The organism is Burkholderia sp. AU38729 (assembly GCF_020419725.1).
Classification (GTDB): domain Bacteria; phylum Pseudomonadota; class Gammaproteobacteria; order Burkholderiales; family Burkholderiaceae; genus Burkholderia.
Genome location: NZ_JAIZQO010000021.1, coordinates 25,474 through 47,326, shown reverse-complemented (window position 1 = coordinate 47,326; position 21,853 = coordinate 25,474). Strand labels below are relative to the sequence as shown.

The following is a 21,853-nucleotide window of genomic DNA, read 5'->3' as shown; positions in this document are numbered from 1 at the left end:
AGACGAATCGGCGCGTCAAACCGTCCGATAATCGGTCGCCTTTGGTGAGGTCGCGCTACGCCTCCACGCCCCGACGGCCGCCCTGACCGCAGTCCCTCAACCCGCCCCACCCCACCCCGCATTTGTTCCCCCGACGCAAGACTGTTGCTCCACGGTGGGTATTCGAGATCGCAACCGGCGCGCCTACAGTTCGCCCATCGGATTCACGGATCCGGTCGGCACCGAAGCCGGGAACCCTTCACCTATCGAGGCAAATCATGAGCGCATCCAGAGTCATCATCGTCACCGGTGCATCGCAAGGCATCGGCGCGGCAACGGTCGACGCATTCCGGGCCCGCGGCCATCGCGTCGTCGCAACGTCACGTTCGATCGGGCCGTCGAACGATCCGGACCTCGTCACCGTCGCGGGCGACATCGGCGACGCGGCCGTCGCACGGCGCGTGGTCGACGCCGCGATCGAACGCTTCGGCCGCGTCGACACGCTCGTCAACAACGCGGGCATCTTCATCGCGAAGCCGTTCACGCAGTACACCGCGGACGACTACGCGCAGATCGCGAACGTCAACCTGAGCGGCTTCTTCCACGTCACGCAGCATGCGATCGCCGCGATGCAGAAACACGGCGGCGGCCACGTGGTCAGCATCACGACGAGCCTGGTCGATCACGCGAACAGCAACGTGCCGTCGGTACTTGCGTCGCTGACGAAAGGCGGATTGAATGCGGCGACGAAGTCGCTCGCGATCGAGTATGCGAAGGCCGGCATTCGCGTGAATGCGGTGTCGCCCGGGATCATCAAGTCGCCGATGCACGCGCCCGAAACCCACGCGACGCTCGCGTCGCTGCATCCGGTCGGCCGCATGGGCGAAATGAGCGACATCGTCGACGCGATCCTGTACCTGGATTCGGCGCCGTTCGTCACGGGCGAGATCCTGCATGTCGACGGCGGCCAGAGCGCCGGGCATTGAGGCGCGGCGTCGACACCGCGAGCCGGCGCGCCTAGCGCGATGCGCCGGCCCGTTTGGCGCGTTTCTCGGCCGGCTGCCCGGCCGGCGCGCGCGCCAGATGCTCGACGAGAAAGTCGACGAACACGCGCACGCGCGACGATAAAAAGCGCGCATGCGGATACAGCAGCATGAACGGCCGCGACCGGCCGCCGAGGCCGGGCAGCACTTCCACGAGCGTGCCGGCCCGCAGATCCTGCTCGACGATGAAGCGATAGGTCTGGAACAGGCCCGCACCGCTGCGCGCAAGCGTCACACCGGCAAGATAGTCGCCCGACGTACCGTAGCTGCCGGTCGTCGCGACGTCGATTCCGTCCGAGCCATCGTCGAACAGCCACGGAATCGTCCGCCCGCTGCTCGGCAGCTCGAACTGGATGCATTCGTGCGCATGCAGGTCGTCGACAGCGGTCGGCATGCCCGCGCGCTTCAGGTAGCCGGGCGTCGCGACGATCACGAGTTCGGCATCCTCCAGCTTGCGTGCGATCAGGTTCGAATCGGCCGGCGCGCTGCCGCGGATCGCCAGATCGTAGCCTTCCTCGGCGAAGTCGATGTTGCGGTTGCTCAGGTGGGTGTCGACGCGCACGTCCGGATACCGCTCGCGAAACGCCGGCAGCAGCGGCAGCACGCGATAGTGCCCGTACGGTGTCGGCATGCTGATCCGCAGCACGCCGGCGGGCGTCGCCTGCTGGCCGGTTGCCTCGCGCTCCGCGTCGACGAGTTGCGACAGCGCGTCGCGACATTGCTCGAAATAGCGGCGGCCGGAATCGGTCAGGCGGATCTGGCGCGTCGTGCGCACGAACAGCCGCACGCCGAGACGCGCCTCGAGCCGCGCGACCGAGCGGCTGACCGCGGCCGGCGTGACACTCGCCGCGTTGGCCGCCAGCGTGAAGCTGCCGAGTTCGGCGGCGAGGCAGAACAGCTCGATGCTGCCCAGCAGCAGATCGTCGAATTGTCGTTGCATGAGGCGATTCCTGCCGTCTGCGGCGCGTGGCCCGCGATGACGCCGAGTGTGCATGAATCTCGCGGCGGAAACCAGCGGACGCGCACGGCGCGATTCGTAACACCGCGTCGTGAATCAATTGCGCGGCTGACATTTACCGGCTTCGGCCGCTTGACTACAGTGACTCACAGGCCGCACCGATCGCCCGAACCCTTTTCCCGCAAGGAGCACGACATGACCGTCGAACAGAAACTGGCCGACCTCGGCCTCGCGTTACCCGAGCCGCCGAACCCGCTCGGCAGCTATACGGCCGCCAGCGAAGCCGGCAACCTGCTGTTCGTCTCCGGACAACTGCCGCTGGTCGACGGCAAGATTGCCTATACCGGCCGTGTCGGCGAGCAATTGAACGTCGACGACGGCAAGCATGCCGCCCGGCTCGCGGCGCTGAACGTGCTCGCGCAGATTCGCCGGCACCTGGGCGGGTTCGAGCGCCTGCGCAAGATCGTGCGCGTCGAGGGGCACGTGAGTTCGGCCGACGGCTTTGTCGGGCAGCCGGCCGTGATCGACGGCGCGTCGGACCTGTTCGCCGCCGTGCTGGGCGAAAAGTCGGGCCACGCGCGCTCGGCGTTCTCCCAGCGCCAGTTGCCGGCCGATGCGGCCGTGATCCTCGTCGTGATCGCCGAGATCGACCCGGCCTGACCGATCGGCCGCCCTGCCGGCGGCCAGCCATTCCCGGGGCGTTTTGACCTGCCCTGCCCGGATGCGTCGCGCGTCGCATATCGGGGAACGATCACCGGAAAGCCTTCTCTCGCAAGGCTGTACACGTATCCAGATACATTGAAATACAAAATATCGCATGCGATTTAATCGAATACGCTTGACTGGGTGGGCGGCCTCGACGAAACTCCATCGCATGCGATCGAATCGCATCTGAAACAAACCACCCAACTGACGGAGCAAATGATGAGCAAGATCGAAAAAGTGCTGTACACGGGCAAGACGCATACGACTTCGGGCGGCCGCGACGGCTCGGCGCGCAGTTCCGACGGCCGCCTCGACATCCAGTTGTCGTCGCCGGGCAGCGCCGGCACCGGCACCAACCCCGAGCAGTTGTTCGCGGCCGGCTGGTCGGCCTGCTTCATCGGCGCGATGCAGCTTGCGGCGCGTGCCGCGAAGGTGACGCTGCCGGCCGATCTCGCGGTCGACGCCGAAGTGGATCTCGGCACCGCCGGCAATGCGTACTTCCTGCAGGCCCGGCTGAACGTGAGCGTGCCGGGGCTCGATCGCGACGTCGCGCAGCGCATCGTCGATGCGGCGCACCAGACCTGCCCGTATTCGAAGGCGACGCGCGGCAACATCGACGTCGACATCCGTATCGCTTGAACGATGCATCAGGCGGCCTGGCGCCGCCTTGCCGAATGCCCGATTTCCTTTCTTTCTTTTTGAGGTGAATGATGAATACCCGACTGATCGCCGCCCTTCTCGTCGCAGTTTCGGCCACGGTTGCCGCACCGGCGTTCTCCAGCGAATCCACCGTGACGCGTGCGCAGGTGCGCGCCGAGCTCGCGCAGTTGCAACAGGCCGGCTACCCGCTGAATCGCGCGACCGACGCCACCTATCCGAACGATCTCCAGGCTGCACTCACGCAGATCCATGCCGCCGATGCGGTCGCCCGCAACGAGCAGGCGTCCGGCTACGGCAGCAACGGCGAGGCGGTCACGCAATCGGGCCGCCGGCATGCGGTCAGCGTGGCCGACCGCTCGGTGTATTTCGGTCATTGAGCGCGACGCATCGTCGATACGCGAACCCTGAATCCCTTCTATTTCTCTTCTGTCGAGGTAAACGATGAAAACCCAATTGATCGCCGCCCTTCTCGTGGCCGTTTCCGCCTCCGCTGCCGCACCGGCGTTCGCCGATGCAGCCGCCGTGTCCCGCGCGCAGGTGCGTGCCGAGCTCGTCCAGCTCGAACAGGCCGGCTATCGGCCGGGCCGCGCGAACGATCCGCACTATCCGGACGATCTGCAGGCCGCACTGAAGCGCATTCACGCGAACGACACCGCAGTGGCCGACGCAGCGACGTCCGGTTACGGCAGCGATGCCGCCGCCGCGACGCAGTCGGGCAGCCGGCATGCGGCGCGAATCGCCGAACGCTCGATCTACTTCGGTCATTGAACGACACCGCGAACGGCGCCGGTGGCCGGCGCACGATGCGCAACTACTGAATTCCATTTTCTTGTCGAGGTGAATGATGAAGACCCAACTGATCGCTGCCTTTCTCGTTGCCGTGTCGGCTGCCGTTGCCGCGCCGGCGTTTGCCGGTGACGGCACCGTGACGCGCTCGCAAGTGCGTGCGGAACTGGCCGCGCTGCAGAAGGCCGGCTACCTGCCGAACCGGCCCAACGACCCGAACTATCCTGACAATCTCCAGGCCGCGCTGCGCCGGGTTCACGACACCACTGCAGTCGCGGTCGAGTCGCAGGCGTCCGGTTACGGCAGCGACGCCGGCAGTGCGACGCAGTCGGGCAGCCGCAACGCGGTTCGCACGGCCGAGCGGTCGATCTATTTCGGCCATTGAGCATGGCGCGTCGGAATCGTCGCGCACGGCCGGGTAGTTCGGTTCGACATGCGAGCAGCGGGAGCGCGCGAGCATGGCGCGCTCCTCGCCGGTCGTCGACGAAATGCAGTGAGGCAGGTCGACGCGCACCGCGTGCTTGCGTTGGTCCGGGATTCGGGAGTGCGCGTACCGATGCGGCTCCCGACGTTCATGGCCCGTGATTGGCGAAGAAGAATCGGCAACCGTGGCAGGCCGATCGGCAACCGGCACCCGAGCGCGTTCACGATGACGCACTTCCCTCTGTCAATGGCTGCACGCCGCTCGAGTCGAGTGATGGCGCAGTATCGACGCCGTGCAAACTAGTTGCCTCCGCAACCGCATCGAGCAGCGGCCGCGCCCCGGGCCACTGACGCTCGGCCGCATCGATCCGGCGTTCGAAGCGATACACGATGGCCGGCGGGAAGTTCATCCACGCGACGCCAACCCGGACAGCACGAATGCGCATGGCCTCCAGGTAGTGCGCCGGAATCGGGCAACGCGGCACATACGTGAACTGGTAGAACGCACCGTCGGCAGCCAGGTGGCGCGCGAACGTGCAATGTACGATCGAGACGGCCTGTTCGACCGGCATCGCGACGAGCGGCAACCCGCTCACGACAGCATCCGCACGCGCCCCGCCGAAGAAGTCGCCCGTGACGCCGAGCTGCGCGGCATTCATCTGCATGACTCTCAACGCGGGGAACTGACGCCGCAGCGCGTTCGCGAATGCGGGATCGGCTTCCACCAGCACCAGCCGGTCACTCGTGACGCCGCGCGCGAGCAATGCCCGCGTGAACACGCCGGTGCCCGCACCGAGCTCGATCACGGTAGCGCCATCGCGCGGGATCTCGGCGGTGATCAGCGCGGCGAGCGCGGGGCCGGACGGCGCGAGTGCGCCGACGCGGCGCGGATTGCGCAACCAGGTACGCAGGAACAGCATCCAGTCAGGGATTCGCATCGACGGGCTCCAGTCGGGATCGATCGGTCAACGGCAGGTCCGGCTAGGCGGCCGCTTGCGCCGCCAGATAGCCCGCGGTGATGAACAGCGTGTTCCACAGCGCGATACCGGCCGCGGCACCGGACGCGAACCGCGCGAAACTCGTTTCCAGCAAGCCGGCGAGCGCCGGTGCGACGAGTCGCACGAACGGCACCAGTTGCGACCAGAGTGCGAGCCGCGTGGGCCGCGCGCGGATGCCGTCGATCAGCGCGTCCATGCGTGCGGGCGGCAGCCTGCCCATGGGCGCGACGCGGCGCAGCAGGGCCAGCACGCTCTCTTCCGGCCACAGGTTGCCGAGCGCGTAATGCAACAGGCAGCCGGCGAAGCTGCCGAGCGCCGTGACGACGATCGCTTCCGGCAATGTCCAGGCGCCTTGCGCGCTGGCGACGCCGATCAGCGTGAGGAGCACGTGGGACGGCAGCACGGGGATCAGCCGTTCGATCAGCGACAGGCCGACGAGGCAGGCGAAGCTGTTGGCGCCGGCCACGCTGAGCGCGAGGCCGAACGGGACGAGCGTGGCGAGCTGGTTCATCGCGCCGCTCCCGCGCAGCGGGCGCGCAATGCGCACAACGCACGCGGCCTTCCGTGCCAGAATGGCCCGCACCGACGCGGCGCGCAGGTGGAGTCTCGTGCGGCATTGCATTGCAACAACGGAATTGAAGGACGTGACACGGTCATCGCGAGCCTCTCGAGAAAACGCCAGATGCATTGCACCGGCAATGCGGCGAATGGCACGCATCGTGGCTCCCGGGCTTTAAGAAGTTTTTAATCGCGGTCGGTCAGGCTGGCGACCTCGACATTCGAGGAGCGAAACCGATGGATATCCTGCTGGTGGAAGACGATGCCATGCTGGCCGACGCCGTTTGCGCGGGCCTCAGGCAGAACGGCTGGCGCGCGGACTGGTCGGCCGACGTGCCGGCCGCGCGGCTCGCGCTCGTGGGCCACCACTACGACGCGGTGCTGCTCGACCTGCAACTGCCGGGCGCGTCCGGTTTCACGCTGCTCGCCGCGATGCGCGCGAACTACGACCCGACGCCGGTATTGATCGTGACCGCGCGCGATCAACTGAGCGACCGGATCCGCGGCCTCGACGCCGGCGCCGACGACTATCTCGTGAAGCCGTTCCAGCTCGACGAACTCTACGCACGGCTGCGCGCGCTGACGCGCCGCAGCCAGGGCCGCGTGTCGGAACGCCTGGTCTACCGCGACGTGCACGTCGATCCGGCGCGCAAGGAAGTCACGCGCGCCGGCGAACCCGTTGCGCTCAGCATCCACGAGTACCGCACGCTGCTCGCGCTGATGGAGCGGCAAGGCCGCGTCGTCACGCGCACGCAGCTCGAAGCGCGCGTGTACGGCAACGACAGCGAAATCGAAAGCAACACGATCGCGGTGTACATCCATCAACTTCGGCGCAAGCTCGGCGACGAGCTGATCGTGACGGTGCACGGCTTCGGCTATCGCGTCGGGGAGCGCCCGGCATGAAGTCGCTACGCATGCGCCTGCTCGCGACCGTGATGGCGGCGGTCGTCGTGTTCTGGGCGAGCTGGGGGGCGTTTCTCGGCATCGGCCTGTGGCGTGAGCAGCGCGGCTGGCGCGACGGCATGCTCGAGAGTGCCGCGCAACTGCTGCTCCTCGCATTGCCGGATACGATCAATGGCCTGCCCGCGGTGAACGCGCAGGCAGTCGTACCGAAAACGGCGTATGGCAAATACGACGTCGCGTTCCAGGTCTGGGTCGATGGCCGCAACGTGATGCACAGCGCGGATGCGCCGGGGCCGGCCCTCAAGTCCGACCTGCGGGACGGATACGGCGTGAGCACCGGGCGTGGCGTCGCGCACGACGAGACCTGGCGGGTGTACTCGCTGTCGGATCCGGCGGGCCGGATTCACGTTCAGACAGGCGGGCCGGCCACGACCTGGCAGGAGAAGGCGAACAATGCGCTGCAGCTCGGCCTGTTCAATACGGCGGTGATGCTCGGGATGCTGGGCGTCGTGATCTGGTGGGTGATCCGCTGGTCGTTCGGGCCGGTGCGCGACGTCCAGCAGGCGATCCAGCGCAAGGCCGCGTTCGATTTCTCGCCGTTGCCGCTGGCGACGCTGCCGCGGGAGCTCCGCCCGCTCGTCGAATCGTTCAATCGCCTGCTCGCGCGGCTGAGTCAGGCCGTCGACACCGAGCGCCGTTTCATCGGCGACGCGGCGCACGAGTTGCGCACGCCGCTCGCGGCGTTGTCGGCCCAGGCGGAAGTGGCGTTGCAGGCGGACAACCTGGCGGACAAAAACGCGGCACTACGCAGGCTGGCAACAGGCGTCGAACGCAGCGCGCGGCTATCCGGGCAATTGCTCGAACTGGCGCGGCTGGACGCGGGGACACGTGCCGACCAGCACGGGCCGGTCGACCTGTCGCGGCTCGTTGCGCTGATCGCGAGCGACTTCGACGTGGCCGCCCGTGCGCGCCGACAGACGATGCGGATCGCGGTCGAACCGGCGCGCGTCTGGGGCGACCTGGACGAGATCGCCATTGCGGTGCGCAACCTGATCGACAACGCGCTGCGTTACGGCCGTGACGGCGGGCGGGTCGAGATTGGGAGCGACGTCCCCGCCGATGCGGACGGCGCTCGGGTCAGGCTGCGGATCGCGGACGACGGGCCCGGTGTGCCGGTCGGCGAGCGGGAGCGGATCTTCGAACGCTTCTACCGGGTACCGGGGACGGTGCAGCCGGGCAGCGGCATTGGCCTGTCGCTGGTCGCGCGAATCGCCGAATCGCATGGCGGATCGGTCGAGGTGACGGCCGGGATCGGGGGGAACGGGCTGGCGGTGATCCTGTCGTTCCCGATATGGGTGGATCCGGGGCGCTGGCAGCGCTAGTCCGGGCTCCGGCAGGACGTGCTGCGCCGCGACGGCGACGCGATCGACGTTGCCGCGCCCTGCCCGCCCGATCCCGGTCTATGCTGTGCGATCGAAACCTTCAGACGAGGAGCAGCCGATGTCCGATGCAACGACCGGAACCGCGCCAGGCCGTGCGCACCCGCTCGACCGTGTGGTGTGGAACGCGCTGACGGGCAGGCAGCGCCGCTTTGCGGTCGGCCACGACCGTGCATGGCGGTTTCCGGCGGCCGTCGCGCCGTTTGCCGCGATCGAGGATACGAGCGCGGCATCCTTCGACGCGTTGCGCGCGCTGATCGCCGCTCACGGACCGGCGGCACTGGTCACGCCGGACGAGATCGAGCCGCCGGCGGGATGGTCGGTGATCCGGCGCGCGAATCTGTTGCAGATGGTCTGGCAGCGGACGCTCGACCCGGCGCCTGAATCGGGTTACGTCACGCTCGGCGAAGCCGATGTGCCGGACATGCTCGCGCTGACCACGGCCGCGCAGCCCGGCCCGTTCGGCCCGCGCACGTTCGAGCTCGGCCATTACATCGGCATTCGCAGTGAAGGCCGGCTGGCCGCGATGGCCGGCGAGCGGATGCAGGCCGACGGGTATACGGAGATCAGCGCCGTCTGCGTGGATGCCGCGTTCCGGCGGCAAGGGCTGGCGGCGCGGCTGATTCGGGCGTTGATTGCGGAGATCGACGCGCGCGCGGATACGCCTTTCCTGCACGTCCTCACGTCGAACCAGGTGGCGATCGAGCGCTATCTCGCACTCGGTTTCGTCGTCCGCCGCGAGATGAACCTGCTGGTGCTGGGCGACGGGCACGCATGACGACGCGGCCGGCACGCGGGTCGTGCCTGCCGCAGCGTGACCGGGCGTTTATTCGTCGGTCGACCGGATCAGGTTGCCGCGCAGCGTGACGATCGCCTTCTGCATCTTCGCGAATTCGTCCGGCTTCAACCCGGTGGCTTCGACCAGGTTCATGTCGAGCCCCTTCTCGCGCACGCGGCGGCCGCTCTTCGTCAGGCTGACGAGCACCTGGCGTTCGTCCGACGGATCGCGGTGCCGCTCCAGATAGCCCATCGCCTCGAGCTTCTTTAGGATCGGTGTCAGCGTATTGGATTCAAGGAACAGCTTCTCGCCGAGCTGGCCGACCGTCTGGTTGTCCTGCTCCCACAGCGCGATGATCGTGATGTATTGCGTATACGTGAGGCCGAGCGCTTCGAGGATCGGCTTGTACGCCTTGCCGAACGCGAGGTTCGTCGAGTAGATCGCAAAGCACAGGAACTCGGACAGCTTCGGATCGGTGTCGGATGGGGTTTCGGTCGGTTTCATGAACGTCCTCCCGCGACGCGAACGGCCGCAGATGGACGCATTATATATCGCGTGCGATCTTATCGGAAGCATGATAATCGGTCTCGATGAATCGGCGCGCCGTCAGCCCGCCCTGCGGCGCTTGCCGGTCTGGATGCGGCTGACCGACAACAGCGTGCACTGCACCGGATGCGCGATTTCGGTCGCGAGCCCGCCCGCGGCAAACAGCAGGATCATCAGCCAGCGTTTCATGCGTCCTCCACGACCGAGAGGCTCGCGCCGTTGGCGACCGTCGCATCGAGCGCATACGGGTCGACGCCGTCGAGGCAGCCGAGATTGACGCGCCAGCAGGCGGGGTTCATGCGCGTTTGATGGAACGGATAGATGCCGCAATGGCTGCAGAAATAGTGGCGGGCCGTGCGTGTGTTGAACTGGTAGCACGTCAGCGCGCCCTCGCCTTCGACGATCGTCAGTTCGCTGGCCGCGAACATCGGGCTCATCAATGCGCCGCGCCGGCGGCACAGGCTGCAGTTGCAGCGCGTCGCCGGCGTCACGGCCGTTCGGACTTCGAATTTGACGGCCCCGCAATGGCAGGACCCTTTGAACCAGGTTGCGGACATGGTGCACTCCCGAAGAGGTCATGCCTGCTTTATAGCGGACGCTCGAAGCTGCGTTGTATCGCGATGTATCCGCGGTTCGTGCAGATACAGAACATTGCAAATCGGCGGCGGGCGGCGACAAATCGGCGCGGCGATCAGGGTGCGTTCACCGAGCGCCCGCATGTGGCTGCGGCCCGTTGCCCGCGAATCGTGCGCTCAATCCAGCATGTGCTGCAGCCGCTCGATCGCCGCCCGCGTTTCACGTTCGAGCGCGGCGAACAGCTCGGCCGCCGGCAGCGACCGCACGAGCGGCGCCGCCTGCCCGGCCCACTGCGCGCCGTAGCCGAATTCACCCTTTGCCTTCGCGGCCGCGTGCAGCGCCTTGCCGGCGTCGTACGCGATCGGATAGGCGGGAGTCACCGGCGCGTGCGGGTCGTCGCCGAGCGCGGTCAGCCGGTTCGCGAGGCCGCGTGCGATCCGGCCCGAGATCGCGGCGGTGAACGTCGTGTGGCGTGCCGCGTCGCCCAGCAGCGCGCGGCGATAGCCGTCGTCGATCGACGTCTCCGGGCACGCGACGAACGCGGTGCCGAGCTGGGCGGCCTGCGCGCCGAGCGCGAGCGCGGCGGCGATGCCCTCGCCGTCCATGATGCCGCCGGCGGCGATCACCGGCAGCGCGCATTCGCGCACGATCAGGCGCGTGAGTGCGAACGTGCCGAGGCGATCGTCATGCGCGGTCGAATCGAACACGCCGCGGTGCCCGCCCGCCTCGATCCCCTGCGCGACGATCGCGTCGATGCCGGCGGCGGCGATCTGGCGCGCTTCGTCGAGATGCGTCGCGGACGCGAACAGCGTGACGCCCGCGCGCTTCAGCGCGGCGATCACCTCCGCGGACGGCAGCCCGAAATGGAAGCTGACGACGGCCGGTTTTTCTTCGACGAGCAGCGCCTGCATGGCTTCGTCCGCGACGAAGCTCGTATAGATCTCCGACAGCGTGGCGGGCGGCGTCGCGCCGTATTCGCGGAACACCGGCGCGAGCCAGTCGAGCCACGCGCGTTCGACGGCCGCGTCGGCGTGCGCCGGCTGGTGGCAGAACACGTTGATGTTGAACGGCCGGTCGGTGAGCGCGCGCGTGTCGCGGATCATCTTGCGGGCGCCGTCGGCGTTCGTCGCGCCCACGCCGAGCGAGCCGAGCCCGCCCGCATTCGACACGGCGGCCGCCAGCGCCGGCGTGCTGACGCCGGCCATCGGCGCCTGGATGATCGGGGCGCGCATGCCGAGCGTGCGCAACAGCGTCCGGTTGTCGGTCGATTGGTTCATGTCGCTCCTCTCCTGCAGGATTCGTCGTCGAAATGCGTCGGCCGGATACGGGCCGACGCGCGTGTGTCGGGTTCGGATCGGTGCGCGTTCGTCGTGCGTTGCACGCGACCGGTCACGTGAGCGTCATGTTGGAAACGACGGGTCGCCGTGCGGTGCGGCGGTATCTGCCATGCTGGCGATGGTGCACGTTGTCTCTGCTTTTCGGCGCGACACCGGCCACTGCGCTCATCCTACGCCAGCCCGCGCTCCGCCGGCCAGCCGCTATCGGCCGCGCGCCCAGTGCGCGAGTCCCGCGCAGGCCGCCAGCAGCGCGCCCGTCGCGAAGAACACCGAATGCAGCCCGAGCGCGACGCCGATCTGCCCGCCGATCGCCGGGCCGACCACCTGCCCGCTGAACTGCGCGGACTGCAGGTAGCCGAGCATCTGCCCGGTCGCGCGCTCGTCGACCGATTGCCGCACGAGCTTGCCGATCGACGGCAGCAACCCCGCGAGCGACATGCCCATCAGCCCGCGCAGCGCGGCAAGCTGCCACCAGTGCGTGACGAACGCCTGCGGCACCATCGCCAGCGCGGTCAGCAACAGGCAGCCGATGATCACGTTCCAGCTGCCGATCCGGTCGGCCAGCGCGCCGAGCCGTGCGGCGGTCAGCATGCTGCCGAGCGCCGAACACGCCATCACGACGCCGGCGACACGCGCGAGGTGGTCGCCGCCCACGCCGAGGCCGCCGATATACACGGTGATGATCGGTTCGATCGACATGTTCGCGAGCAGCACCATCATCGCCGTCACCAGCAGCGCGGCGACCGCTGCACGATTCGTGCGGTGCGGCATGCCGGCCGCGGCGCGTGAGGTGCGCGTGCCGGCATCGGTGCCGGCTTGGAAGTCTTCCTTCACGACGAAGATCGTCAGCAGCGCGGCGACGGCGATCATCGCGCCACCGGCGAAGAACGTGCCGCGAATGCCGAGCCATCCCGGCAGCAACCCGCCGACGAGCGGCCCGACCAGGTTACCCGCGAGGGCACCGGTCGACAGGATGCCGAGCGCCCAGCCCGCGTGTTCGCGCGGCGCCTGCGTGCCGACCATCACCGTCGACGCCGACGCGTAGCCGCCGACGAGCCCCGCGAGCAGCCGCAGCGCGACGAGTTCGACGACGTTGTGCGCGACGCCGATCAACGACATCACGATCGCCATGCCGATCGCGGCACGCACGAGCATCGGCTTGCGGCCGAAGCGGTCCGCGAGGCGGCCCCACAGCGGCGCGGTGACGGCCGTGCCGAGAAACGTCGCGCCGAACGCGACGCCCGACCACTGGATCACGGCCGACTGCGTCTCGACGCCGAGTTGCCGCACGTACAGCGGCAGGAACGGCAGCAGCATGCTCAGGCTGACGAGCGTCGTGAACGAGCCGAACACGCAGACGGCGAGATTGCGTCGCCAGTAGCGCGTGTTACGTTCGGCGTAGCTGGCGGCGGGTCGCTCGGCCCGTGCCGTGGCGGGGGCATGCGAGATCGTGCTCATTGCGCGCTCCCCGTCGAGGCCGGCTGTGCGGGAAGCCCCTGCGTGACGAAGATGGCCGACGACGACGCGAATGCGAAACCGGCCCTGCCGATGCCGGTGAGCACGCGGTGTGCCGGTCCGCACGCGCGGGCGCGAGGCTGAACGGGAAGCGCTTGATGCATGTCGACCTCCATTCGTTGAACGGGCGCCATGCGCGACCGTTGGTTGAAGGAAGTCTAGATTGAGCTGGTTATCGGGAGAATCCTCGGCGCACGAAAGCCATTCTTCCGCATCCCGGTTCAATCGCCGTCGGTAATGGCCGCCAGCCGCGCGAAGTGCTCACGCAGGCGCGGCGCCGCGAAATCGACGAATGCGCGCACCTTCGGCACCGCAAGGCGTCCGTAAGGCGTGACGAGATGGATGGGCAGCGGCGCGTGCTCGCTGTCGCTCAGCACGATGCGTAGCGTGCCGTCTCGCACCGGTTCGGCGACGTGATACGAAAAGAGCCGCGTGACGCCGTGCCCGGCGACGGCCGACGCGACCGCGCCGCGGATCGTGTTGATGATGAAGCGCGGCGCGAACTGGACGACCTGCGGCAGCGCCGACGGCGTGGACGGTGGGAAGCTCCACGAGTCGAGGCCGAAATGCGTCATCGAGATGATCCGGTGCTGCGCGAGATCGGCCGGCGTTTCGATTGCCGGATGCTTCTCCAGGTAATCGGGCGACGCCACGACGACCCGCCGTACCGCGCCGACCGGAATCGCGACCAGCGTCGAATCGGACAGGTGCGCGATCCGCAGCGCGACGTCCATTCCTTCGTCGATCAGGCTGACGGGACGGTCGAGCAACTGCAGCCGGATCGACACGGCCGGATGGCGTTCGATGAATTCGTCGAGGAGCGCGCGCAGCACGTCTTCACCCGCGGCGACGGGTGCGGTGACCGTCAACAGGCCGCGCGGCGCCGAACGTTCGTCGGCGACCAGCATGTCGGCTTCCTCGAGATCGGACAGAATGCGGCGGCACGCGGCCGCGTAGCGTTCGCCGGCCTCGCTGAGCCGGATCGTGCGCGTCGTGCGGTACAGCAACGCGGTGCCCGTGTGTGCTTCCAGGAACGCGATCGCGCGGCTGACCGCCGCCGGCGACCGGCCGAGCTTCCGGCCCGCGCCCGCGAGGCTGCCCTCGTCCAGCGTGGCGACGAACACCTTCATCGCATCGATTCGATCCATGGCGTGTCAGCGGGCGCGAGCGGTCGTGAAGTGGGCGGTGGGCAAGCGAGCGTGCAGTCTACCGCACGCGGGTGACGCGCTTTGCCCGGGGGATACTGCGCTTGCCGTTTTGGCCCTACAATGCGCAGGCGAAGAAACCGCATGATCGGCCGTCAGGGTGCCGCGTTCATCGAACGCAGCGTCCGACATTCAAGCGGTTCCGCTGAATAACCAACAACATCCAACAGCACACATGAAAAGAAGAACATTTCTCGCGCTGCCCGCCGTGGCAGCGTCCGGCATGCTTGTCGGCTGCGCCGATTTCGGTCCCGTCACCAAGGCGTGGATGAAGGATTCGGAATACGACGAAACCTTGTCGACGTTCCTGATCACCGCGGACGGCAAGCAGCTCGTCGTGCTCGGCAAGAAATATCACTACATCTTCGAGATGCCGCCGAGCCTTGGAACGGTGCTCAACGCGCCCTATCGCCCCAAGATCCACACGGCGTTCAACGGTTTCGAGGCGCACGGCGACGAGATCACCGGTCGATACACGATGAGGCTGGAGGACTCGGATGCGCCGACCGGCTCCGACGTGCGCGAGCGCGCGCTCGCGGACGGTTTCAAGCAGGAACGTGGCGACCTGACGTCAAAAGGCGCGATCAGCGGCAAGCGCTATCTGCCGAACGACGTCACGCCTTCGTCGGTCCCGCAGGCGTTCAATCGGCCGTACGAGGTTACGGTGACGGACAAGCTGACGGCTGTCGGCCGCGGCGCCAAGCTGGCGTTGTCGCCGATCGCGATGGCAGCCGATGGCGCGTTGGGCCTGCTCGGCCTCGCGCTGTTCCCGATCGCGCTCACCACATTCATCATCGTGGCGAGTTGAGGCCGGAATTCACGATGAACTCACCTGCCGGACACCTGTTCCGGATCGGCTGCGAGCTTGCGCGACGCAGCAGAATGCATCGCTGAAATGAAACGAGCCGGTACGCCGCGGTGAATTGCGGCGTACCGTCTCGTGTCGTGACGTCGCCGCATCAGACTTCATACCGCACCGCATGCGCTTCGGTCGGCAGCGGCAGATCCCAGCGTAGCAGCATCGCCTCGAGCGCGCGGTTCGTCAGCGACGTGTCACGCCGCGCATTGCGACGCAACAGTTCCGCGCGCGGCTGTTCGAGGTAGACGAGCGTCACGTCGGCGTTGTACGCAAACAGCAGGTCGAGGGTCTTCTTGCGCATCAGCGGCGACAGGTTCGTCGCATTCCACACGAACGGCTGTTGCGCGCGCAACAGTGCCTTCGCGGCGTCGACCGCATGGTGCGCGACCGCGCCCTCGTTCTGCCCATGACGCAGCCCCAATGCATCGCGCGCATCGTCGAACGACACGACCGGCCGATCCGGATGATGCCGCGCCACCCACGTGTTCTTGCCCGACGCGGGCAGCCCTGACATCACGACGACCTGCGCGCCCGGTGTGCGAAACAGCGGATAGTCGGGATGCACGTCCGCGCCGCGAAAGTAGCTGAGCGCCGTGTGCGCATCGGCGAATCCACGCGGCTGGCCGTAGCAGCCCTCTTCCCGCGCCAGTTCGCGCAACAGTTCGATGTTGTCGAGCACGCGCTGCGTGTCGTCGCAGATGCGCCCGCGGATATCGGCTTCGGCAAGCAGGCACAGCAGCGGCAAGCTGACCTGCCACGACAGCTCGCGCGCGATGAACTCCGGTGTGCCGCGGCGCGACCCGCTCATCGCGAAGAACGGCACCTGGTGCACGGCGATCATCCGGCAGATTGCCTCGCGCACCGCGAACGGCACGCCGGCATCCCACAGTGCGATCCGCGCATCGATCGCACCCTTGCGCGAGTGGCCGGGATGGCCGATCGCACCGGTAACGGGATCGACGACCGTCGTGCCGTGCTTCGCGATGTCGTGCAGCAGCGCGGCCAGGAACACGATCTCCTGGTCGGCGCGCGACGCAGCCTGGTACTCGGGCAGCGCGAGCAGCGCATCGATCACCATCATCGTATGCGTCCACACGTCGCCTTCGCCGTGGTGCGCAGGCTCCTGCGGGGTCGTTTTCGCGTGTTCGAGCGCGGGAAATGCCGCGAGACACGCGTGATAGTCCGGCTGCCGGCCGGGTGCGGGCACGAGTGCCTGCAATTGTTCGTACTTCATGATCAAGACTCCTCTCGAAATGGCGCTCGGCCGTTCCGCGTTCATGGGTTCGGGCGCGCGGCGGGGATCGATGCCCACGTGACCGTCGGGCGCGGCGCATACAGGTCGACACCCGGCGCGAGCAGGTTCGGGATGAACGGCTGCTCCGAGTGATGGCGCGCCGATTCGAGAATGGCCTGCACGAAATCGTGGCGCACCCACTTCAAGCGCGCGATCGTCGTGTCGTCCGTCTCGACCTTCACGTAGAGCCCTTCGGAGCGCTCCGACTTGTCGCACTGCTGCCATGCACGCGCGAGGTCGAGCCCCTGCCGCCGCACCGTTTCCTCGAAGGCGCGACGCCAGCCCGGCGTCTTCGCGAGCGACGGGCCGAGCATGGCCTTCAGGTCCGCGAGTCGCGCCGGCGCGATGCCTTCGTACAGCACGGGCACCGACAGCACGGGCCCATCGGCGAGCAGCGCGCGACGCGCGGGTGTCGACAGGAAACGGCCCATTGAGCGATCGAACACGTCGAACTCGAAAAAGTGATGCGGCAGCGCGTCGTAGAACACCGCGTGCTTCTTGCTCATCGTCTCGCCGTACATCACGTAGCGATCGCCGAGGCGGTCGAGCAGCCAGCCCGCATGGGCGGCGGCCCAGGTCTTCACGAACCCGAACTGCCGCTCGCGGCCGCCGCCGGCCAGATAGTGGCCGCGCGACTGCAGCAGCAGTTCGCCCGCGGGGCTGAAGCTGATGCCCGTGTTCGCGCCGTCGAGCTTTTCCTCGACGACGAGATGGGCGCCCGCGAGGGTGCGATAGGGAACGTGGTCGTGACCTTCGTCGCCGTCCTGCAGGCGCGAGCCTTCGAGGTGCGGCGTGCGCGGGTAGCGGGCGAGGTCGAGCGATTGCGCGTAGGCGCGAAAATCCAGCGTCATGGTCTTTCTCCGGAAATATCAGAAAAAGCCGACGACGTGAACGAACGATGGGTGTGCGTTGCGGTGTCAGTGCGTGTCCGGGCGCGGCCCTGCGATCACGGTTCCGGCGCCGCGAGGCAGACGGGAACGGGCAGGACGACGCGCGGCCGGGACGGCAGTCGTCGGCGTATCAGGCGAAGGGACGAATGTTTGCGGGCACTTGGATCACCGATTCGATGAGGGTTCAGGGATGAAGCACGCGGATGCTACGAAACGGCATGTGCGCTGTCAAGCGTGGTCGAGTACGGCCGTCGCGGTTGTCGGCGTGCGTCGAATGCTTGCTGCGGCGTGCCACGCGCGCCATCGACATGGGAATGGTCCGGATTCCTATTTGTGTGTTTTTCGCCACATCGAACCGTGGTTCAATGGGCAACGCTGCGCTCCCCGCTTGTTGCGCGCGTCGCATGCATGCTAGAGTCGCCGCCATTCCGATCAACCCCTCACTCGCAAGGAGAAAAAATCATGACGTCACGCCAGCACTCCTCCCGTCGCGGGTCGTAGTTCGGGTTTTTCGCGTCCGTTCGTCTCATCGTTCACGCCAAGCAGCACCCCGTATCGCCGTCACGGCGATGAGCCGGGTCGTTCCGATCCGGTCGTGCCGCCCTCTTCCCGACTTCCGATGTCGGGCAGCGCCTGTGTGCGCTGCCTGCACCATGGCCCGCCGTTCTTCCTTTTTATCGAACGGAAACCTCCATGGGCAATTCCATGCAATACCTGGGCGAGCGCATCACGTTGTGCGCTTGCGCCACTACCTGGATCGAAGGTGAGGCCATCCGGCAGCTCGAACATGCTGCCACCCTCCCCGGCATGCGGCGCGTCGCCGGCATGCCCGATCTTCACCCCGGACGCGGCTATCCCGTTGGCGCCGCGTTTTTCTCGACGGGCCGGCTGTATCCGGCGCTGATTGGTGGCGATATCGGCTGCGGGATGGCGCTGTGGCAAACCGCGCTCGATGCGCGGCGCGTCAGCGCGTCGAAGCTCGCGAGCCGGCTCGGCTCGATCGACGCCCCGCCCGATGCAAGCTGGCAGCCGCTGGTCGCCGCCGCCGGGTTCGCGGATCACGCGTACGCGGCATCGCTCGGCACGATCGGCAGCGGTAATCATTTCGCGGAGGCGCAGCGGATCGATGCGGTGTACGACACCGATGCCGTCGCGGCGCTCGGCCTCGATCCCGATCGCCTGCTGCTGCTCGTGCATAGCGGATCGCGCGGCTTCGGCCAGTCGATCCTCGAGCAGCACATGTGCGAGCATGGCTACAACGGCCTCGACGACACGGATGCCGCCTGCACGGCGTACCTCGCGCGTCACGATGCGGCGTTGCGCTACGCCATCGCGAATCGTGACCTGATCGCGCGGCGCATGCTGGCGCGCTGGCGCACCGATGGCCGGTGCGTACTCGACGTGAACCACAACCTGGTGAGCCGCGCGAGCGTCGACGGCGAGCCGGGCTGGCTGCATCGCAAAGGCGCGACGCCGGCCGACACGGGGCCGGTCGTCATTCCCGGGTCGCGCGGCGACTACAGCTACCTCGTCGCGCCGGTGCGGCCCGACGATGCGGCCAGCCTGGCGTCACTGGCGCACGGTGCGGGCCGCAAGTGGGCGCGCGGCGATTGCAAGGGGCGCCTCGAACGGCGCTTCACTCCGTCGCAGCTCACGCGCACGCCGCTCGGCAGCCACGTGATCTGCGAAGACCGCGAACTGCTGTACGAGGAAGCGCCGCAGGCCTACAAGCCGATCGACAGCGTCGTCGACGCACTCGAAGCGGCCGGGCTGCTGCGTAAGCTGGCGCGGCTCGCGCCGGTGCTGACCTACAAGACGTCCGGGGAGGCTGGCCGATGCTGATGCAGATTTCTTCGGCGCACGGCCCGCTCGAGTGCCAACTGGCCGCGGCCAATGCGTTGCGGCGCCTGCAGACGGAAGCCGATGCGCAGCGCGTCGTCGTCACCGTGCTCGATGCGCAGCCGGGCGAACGCTCCGGCACGCTGCGCTCGGCGCTGCTCGACCTCGAAGGCGACGGTGCGCAGGCGCTCGCGGACCGCTGGACGGGCACGCTGCAATGGATTTGCGCGAGCCCGTACCGGTTGCGTCATCCGCGCAAGAACTGGTTCATCGGCGTCACGCGCTGCGCCGACGCGCAGCCGCTGCCGGATGGCGATGTGCGGTTCGAAGCGATGCGCGCACGCGGGCCGGGTGGCCAGCACGTCAACAAGACGAGCTCCGCGATTCGTGTGACCCATGTCGCGACCGGCCTGTCGGTGCGCGTGGAAAGCGAGCGCAGCCAGCACGCGAACAAGCGCATGGCGTCGCAGTTGCTGCAGGTTCGACTGCAGCAGGAGGCCGACCGTCACGCGTCCGATGCGCGCCGGCAGCGGCGGATGCAGCACTTTGCGCTGGAGCGCGGCAACCCCGTGCGCGTGTTTTACGGGGCGGCATTCGTACCGGCCGACTGAGCACGAACGCCTGGCCGCCGGTGGTTTTCGCGCCGGCGGCCAGGCCATCCGCCTCATGGTTTTCCCGGCCTGCCGGTTGCGCGAGCGCGCCATCGGCTCCGGTGCATGACCGCGCGCCAGGCAGGCTGCACCGGCCTGCCGCGTGCATGCCGGCTGCCGCGTGTTCCGCACCCTTTCTGCGCAGGAAAGGACGCTTGAAGCATCCGCAATTATCACGTGCCGCGGATTTGCCCACCATGTGTCGAACGATCGGTACAGCCCGCCTGTCCGGCCCTTTCACTGGCCTTGCGGTGCCTGCCGCCACGTCGTGCGACGGGATGCAGCGCGCCGGTCGCGAACGGCCGGGCCTCGCGCCACGGCGTATCGATAATCAGGAGACACGATGAACAGCCATTCCCTCGATCTCGGCGGCAACGCGGGCGGACCCGCGTCCGCACGACCGCCGGCCGCTGCCGCCGGCGCCGATGCGTCGGCCCGCCCCGCCCGCCGCGTCACGCTCGGCGATTTCATGGACGACCTGCCGGTCGGCGCGTTGCACCGGTTCGTCGTCTGGGTGATCGGCATCGGGCTGTTCTTCGACATGTACGAGATCTTCCTCGTCAGTACGATCGGTTCCGCGTTGCAGAACGAATATGGGTTGAGCCGGCAGAGCACCGATTTCAAGTTGCTGCTGGCATCGGCGTTCATCGGCATGTTCGTCGGTGCGATGTGCCTCGGCAGCCTCGCCGACCGCATCGGCCGGCGCAAGGCGTTCCTGCTGACGCTCACGTGGTACAGCGCATTCTCGCTGGTCGGCGCGTTTTCGGTGAATGCCGACATGCTCGTCGCGTGCCGGTTCCTGACCGGCATCGGCGTCGGCGCGATCTATCCGGTTGCCGACAGCTTTCTGTCCGAGATCCTGCCGAAGGAAAAGCGCGGGCGGCTCGCCGCGTGGGCCTATACGACTTCCTATGTCGCGGTGCCGCTCGTCGGGTTTCTGGCGCTGTGGTTGAACCCGCTTCATGTCGGCGGCGTGGCCGGCTGGCGCATCATCCTCGCGATCGGCAGCCTCGGCGCCGTGTACGTGCTGCTCGTCCAGCATCGGCTGCCGGAGAGTCCGCGCTGGCTGCTTGCGCAGGGGCGTACCGTCGACGCGCATGCGGCACTGCGGCGCTTCGCGGAAGGCACCGGCATGCGCGTGCCCGAGCAGTTCGCGGAGCCGGTCGAGCCGCAACGGCCGCTCGGGCTTGGCGAGCGTATCGCGCTGCTGCGACGCGAACCGTACGGCGCGCGCTACGTGATGCTCGCGATCTTTCACCTGTTTCAGGGCTTCGGTTATTACGGGTTCGGTACGCTGGCCGGCACGGTCGTGAAAAGTCGCGGCTTCGACGTGACGGACAGCACGCTGTTCATCGCGCTGTCGTTCATCGGCTATCCGATCGGCTCGCTGCTGTCGATTCCGCTGCTCAACTGGATCGAGCGTCGCACGCTCGTGATCGTGTCGATCCTGTCGATCGCCGGGTTCGGGATGTGTTTCGCGTATTCGGGCAATACCGTGCTGATCGTTAGCTTCGGGTTCCTGACGACCTGTGCGTCGAACGTGTTCAGCAACGCGTATCACGTGTACCAGGCGGAGATTTTCCCGGCGCGGGTGCGTTCGACGGCGATTGGCAGTACCTATGCGCTGTCGCGGATCGTCAGTGGTGGGTTGCCGTTCGTGTTGTTGCCGGTGCTCGGCAGTTATGGCGCGGGTGCGATGTTCGGAGTGATCTCGGTCGCGCTCGGTATCGTCGCGGTCACGCTGCGCGTGCTCGGGCCGCTGACCACGCGGCGCAGCCAGGATGAGATCAATCCGGTTTGAGCGGGGGAACGCGGGGTCATGGGAACGTGCGCCCGCATCATTTTCGATGGCTGCCGGATTTCCTGGGCGATATGTCGCCAGTCATCTGTGGTGACATGTTCGCCCGATCCC

Annotated in this window: 24 protein-coding genes; 13 read left to right on the top strand and 11 right to left on the bottom strand. The window is 67.5% G+C overall.

What is annotated here, in order from left to right:
* Nucleotides 1-257: 257 nt before the first annotated feature.
* Nucleotides 258-965, top strand: coding sequence for an SDR family NAD(P)-dependent oxidoreductase (locus tag LGM56_RS35505; protein ID WP_089494897.1), 708 nt, complete (start codon nt 258-260; stop codon nt 963-965).
* Between the two features lie 31 nt (nt 966-996).
* Here LGM56_RS35505 and LGM56_RS35500 read toward each other — a convergent pair whose 3' ends face one another.
* Complete coding sequence (locus tag LGM56_RS35500) at nt 997-1,962, bottom strand: LysR family transcriptional regulator (protein ID WP_226208110.1); 966 nt, start codon at nt 1,960-1,962, stop codon at nt 997-999.
* Between the two features lie 213 nt (nt 1,963-2,175).
* Here LGM56_RS35500 and LGM56_RS35495 point away from each other — a divergent pair, with 213 nt between their 5' ends.
* From LGM56_RS35495 to LGM56_RS35475, 5 genes are all read left to right on the top strand, one after another.
* A complete protein-coding gene (locus LGM56_RS35495) occupies nt 2,176-2,640 on the top strand; it encodes a RidA family protein (RefSeq protein ID WP_226208109.1) in 465 nt (154 codons plus the stop codon).
* Between the two features lie 264 nt (nt 2,641-2,904).
* Nucleotides 2,905-3,324: an organic hydroperoxide resistance protein gene (locus tag LGM56_RS35490; protein WP_089440138.1), complete on the top strand. Its 420-nt coding sequence runs from the start codon at nt 2,905-2,907 to the stop codon at nt 3,322-3,324.
* Nucleotides 3,325-3,395: 71 nt separating this feature from the next.
* Nucleotides 3,396-3,722 carry a DUF4148 domain-containing protein gene (locus LGM56_RS35485; protein WP_226208108.1) on the top strand — a complete coding sequence of 109 codons (327 nt, stop codon included), beginning with the start codon at nt 3,396-3,398 and terminating at the stop codon, nt 3,720-3,722.
* Between the two features lie 64 nt (nt 3,723-3,786).
* Nucleotides 3,787-4,113, top strand: coding sequence for a DUF4148 domain-containing protein (locus LGM56_RS35480; RefSeq protein ID WP_226208107.1), 327 nt, complete (start codon nt 3,787-3,789; stop codon nt 4,111-4,113).
* 73 nt (nt 4,114-4,186) lie between these two features.
* Nucleotides 4,187-4,516 carry a DUF4148 domain-containing protein gene (locus LGM56_RS35475; RefSeq protein ID WP_089494893.1) on the top strand — a complete coding sequence of 110 codons (330 nt, stop codon included), beginning with the start codon at nt 4,187-4,189 and terminating at the stop codon, nt 4,514-4,516.
* A 259-nt stretch (nt 4,517-4,775) separates the two neighbouring features.
* On the opposite strand, the gene LGM56_RS35470 is transcribed toward LGM56_RS35475, so the two are convergent.
* Nucleotides 4,776-5,492: a class I SAM-dependent methyltransferase gene (locus LGM56_RS35470; RefSeq protein ID WP_226208106.1), complete on the bottom strand. Its 717-nt coding sequence runs from the start codon at nt 5,490-5,492 to the stop codon at nt 4,776-4,778.
* 43 nt (nt 5,493-5,535) lie between these two features.
* Complete coding sequence (locus tag LGM56_RS35465; protein ID WP_089495291.1) at nt 5,536-6,063, bottom strand: DedA family protein; 528 nt, start codon at nt 6,061-6,063, stop codon at nt 5,536-5,538.
* A 284-nt stretch (nt 6,064-6,347) separates the two neighbouring features.
* Here LGM56_RS35465 and LGM56_RS35460 point away from each other — a divergent pair, with 284 nt between their 5' ends.
* The 3 genes from LGM56_RS35460 to LGM56_RS35450 all read left to right on the top strand — a co-directional run bounded on the left by LGM56_RS35460 (nt 6,348) and on the right by LGM56_RS35450 (nt 9,230).
* Nucleotides 6,348-7,013, top strand: a complete 666-nt coding sequence (locus LGM56_RS35460; protein ID WP_089494891.1) for a response regulator transcription factor — start codon at nt 6,348-6,350, stop codon at nt 7,011-7,013.
* Nucleotides 7,010-8,395, top strand: a complete 1,386-nt coding sequence (locus LGM56_RS35455; protein ID WP_226208105.1) for an ATP-binding protein — start codon at nt 7,010-7,012, stop codon at nt 8,393-8,395. The genes LGM56_RS35460 and LGM56_RS35455 overlap by 4 nt, the downstream gene beginning before the upstream one ends.
* A gap of 118 nt (nt 8,396-8,513) precedes the next feature.
* A complete protein-coding gene (locus LGM56_RS35450) occupies nt 8,514-9,230 on the top strand; it encodes a GNAT family N-acetyltransferase (RefSeq protein WP_226208104.1) in 717 nt (238 codons plus the stop codon).
* 48 nt (nt 9,231-9,278) lie between these two features.
* On the opposite strand, the gene LGM56_RS35445 is transcribed toward LGM56_RS35450, so the two are convergent.
* From LGM56_RS35445 to LGM56_RS35425, 6 genes are all read right to left on the bottom strand, one after another.
* Entirely contained in the window at nt 9,279-9,734 is a 456-nt protein-coding gene (locus LGM56_RS35445) for a MarR family winged helix-turn-helix transcriptional regulator (protein WP_089494888.1), read from the bottom strand.
* Between the two features lie 102 nt (nt 9,735-9,836).
* Nucleotides 9,837-9,965 (bottom strand): hypothetical protein, encoded by a 129-nt coding sequence (locus LGM56_RS36905; RefSeq protein ID WP_256989958.1) that lies wholly within the window; start codon nt 9,963-9,965, stop codon nt 9,837-9,839.
* Nucleotides 9,962-10,333, bottom strand: coding sequence for a GFA family protein (locus LGM56_RS35440; protein ID WP_089494887.1), 372 nt, complete (start codon nt 10,331-10,333; stop codon nt 9,962-9,964). Before LGM56_RS35440 ends, LGM56_RS36905 begins: the two co-directional genes overlap by 4 nt.
* A 195-nt stretch (nt 10,334-10,528) precedes the next feature.
* Entirely contained in the window at nt 10,529-11,629 is a 1,101-nt protein-coding gene (locus LGM56_RS35435) for an NAD(P)H-dependent flavin oxidoreductase (RefSeq protein ID WP_226208103.1), read from the bottom strand.
* 261 nt (nt 11,630-11,890) lie between these two features.
* Nucleotides 11,891-13,147 carry an MFS transporter gene (locus tag LGM56_RS35430; RefSeq protein WP_226208102.1) on the bottom strand — a complete coding sequence of 419 codons (1,257 nt, stop codon included), beginning with the start codon at nt 13,145-13,147 and terminating at the stop codon, nt 11,891-11,893.
* Nucleotides 13,148-13,425: 278 nt separating this feature from the next.
* Complete coding sequence (locus LGM56_RS35425; RefSeq protein WP_226208101.1) at nt 13,426-14,352, bottom strand: LysR family transcriptional regulator; 927 nt, start codon at nt 14,350-14,352, stop codon at nt 13,426-13,428.
* Between the two features lie 157 nt (nt 14,353-14,509).
* Here LGM56_RS35425 and LGM56_RS35420 point away from each other — a divergent pair, with 157 nt between their 5' ends.
* A complete protein-coding gene (locus tag LGM56_RS35420; RefSeq protein WP_226208100.1) occupies nt 14,510-15,217 on the top strand; it encodes a 5-formyltetrahydrofolate cyclo-ligase in 708 nt (235 codons plus the stop codon).
* 151 nt (nt 15,218-15,368) lie between these two features.
* Here the strand turns inward: LGM56_RS35420 and LGM56_RS35415 are convergent, their stop codons facing one another.
* Nucleotides 15,369-16,502, bottom strand: a complete 1,134-nt coding sequence (locus LGM56_RS35415) for an AAA family ATPase (protein WP_226208099.1) — start codon at nt 16,500-16,502, stop codon at nt 15,369-15,371.
* Nucleotides 16,503-16,543: 41 nt separating this feature from the next.
* Entirely contained in the window at nt 16,544-17,413 is an 870-nt protein-coding gene (locus tag LGM56_RS35410) for an RNA ligase family protein (RefSeq protein ID WP_089494882.1), read from the bottom strand.
* 732 nt (nt 17,414-18,145) lie between these two features.
* On the opposite strand from LGM56_RS35410, the gene LGM56_RS35405 reads away from it, so the two are divergent.
* The 3 genes from LGM56_RS35405 to LGM56_RS35395 all read left to right on the top strand — a co-directional run bounded on the left by LGM56_RS35405 (nt 18,146) and on the right by LGM56_RS35395 (nt 21,742).
* On the top strand, nt 18,146-19,294 hold the full coding sequence (locus tag LGM56_RS35405; protein WP_226208098.1) for an RNA ligase RtcB family protein: 1,149 nt from the start codon (nt 18,146-18,148) through the stop codon (nt 19,292-19,294).
* Entirely contained in the window at nt 19,294-19,902 is a 609-nt protein-coding gene (gene prfH, locus LGM56_RS35400) for a peptide chain release factor H (RefSeq protein ID WP_319000790.1), read from the top strand. The genes LGM56_RS35405 and prfH overlap by 1 nt, the downstream gene beginning before the upstream one ends.
* A 382-nt stretch (nt 19,903-20,284) precedes the next feature.
* A complete protein-coding gene (locus LGM56_RS35395) occupies nt 20,285-21,742 on the top strand; it encodes an MFS transporter (RefSeq protein ID WP_226208096.1) in 1,458 nt (485 codons plus the stop codon).
* Nucleotides 21,743-21,853: the final 111 nt, after the last annotated feature.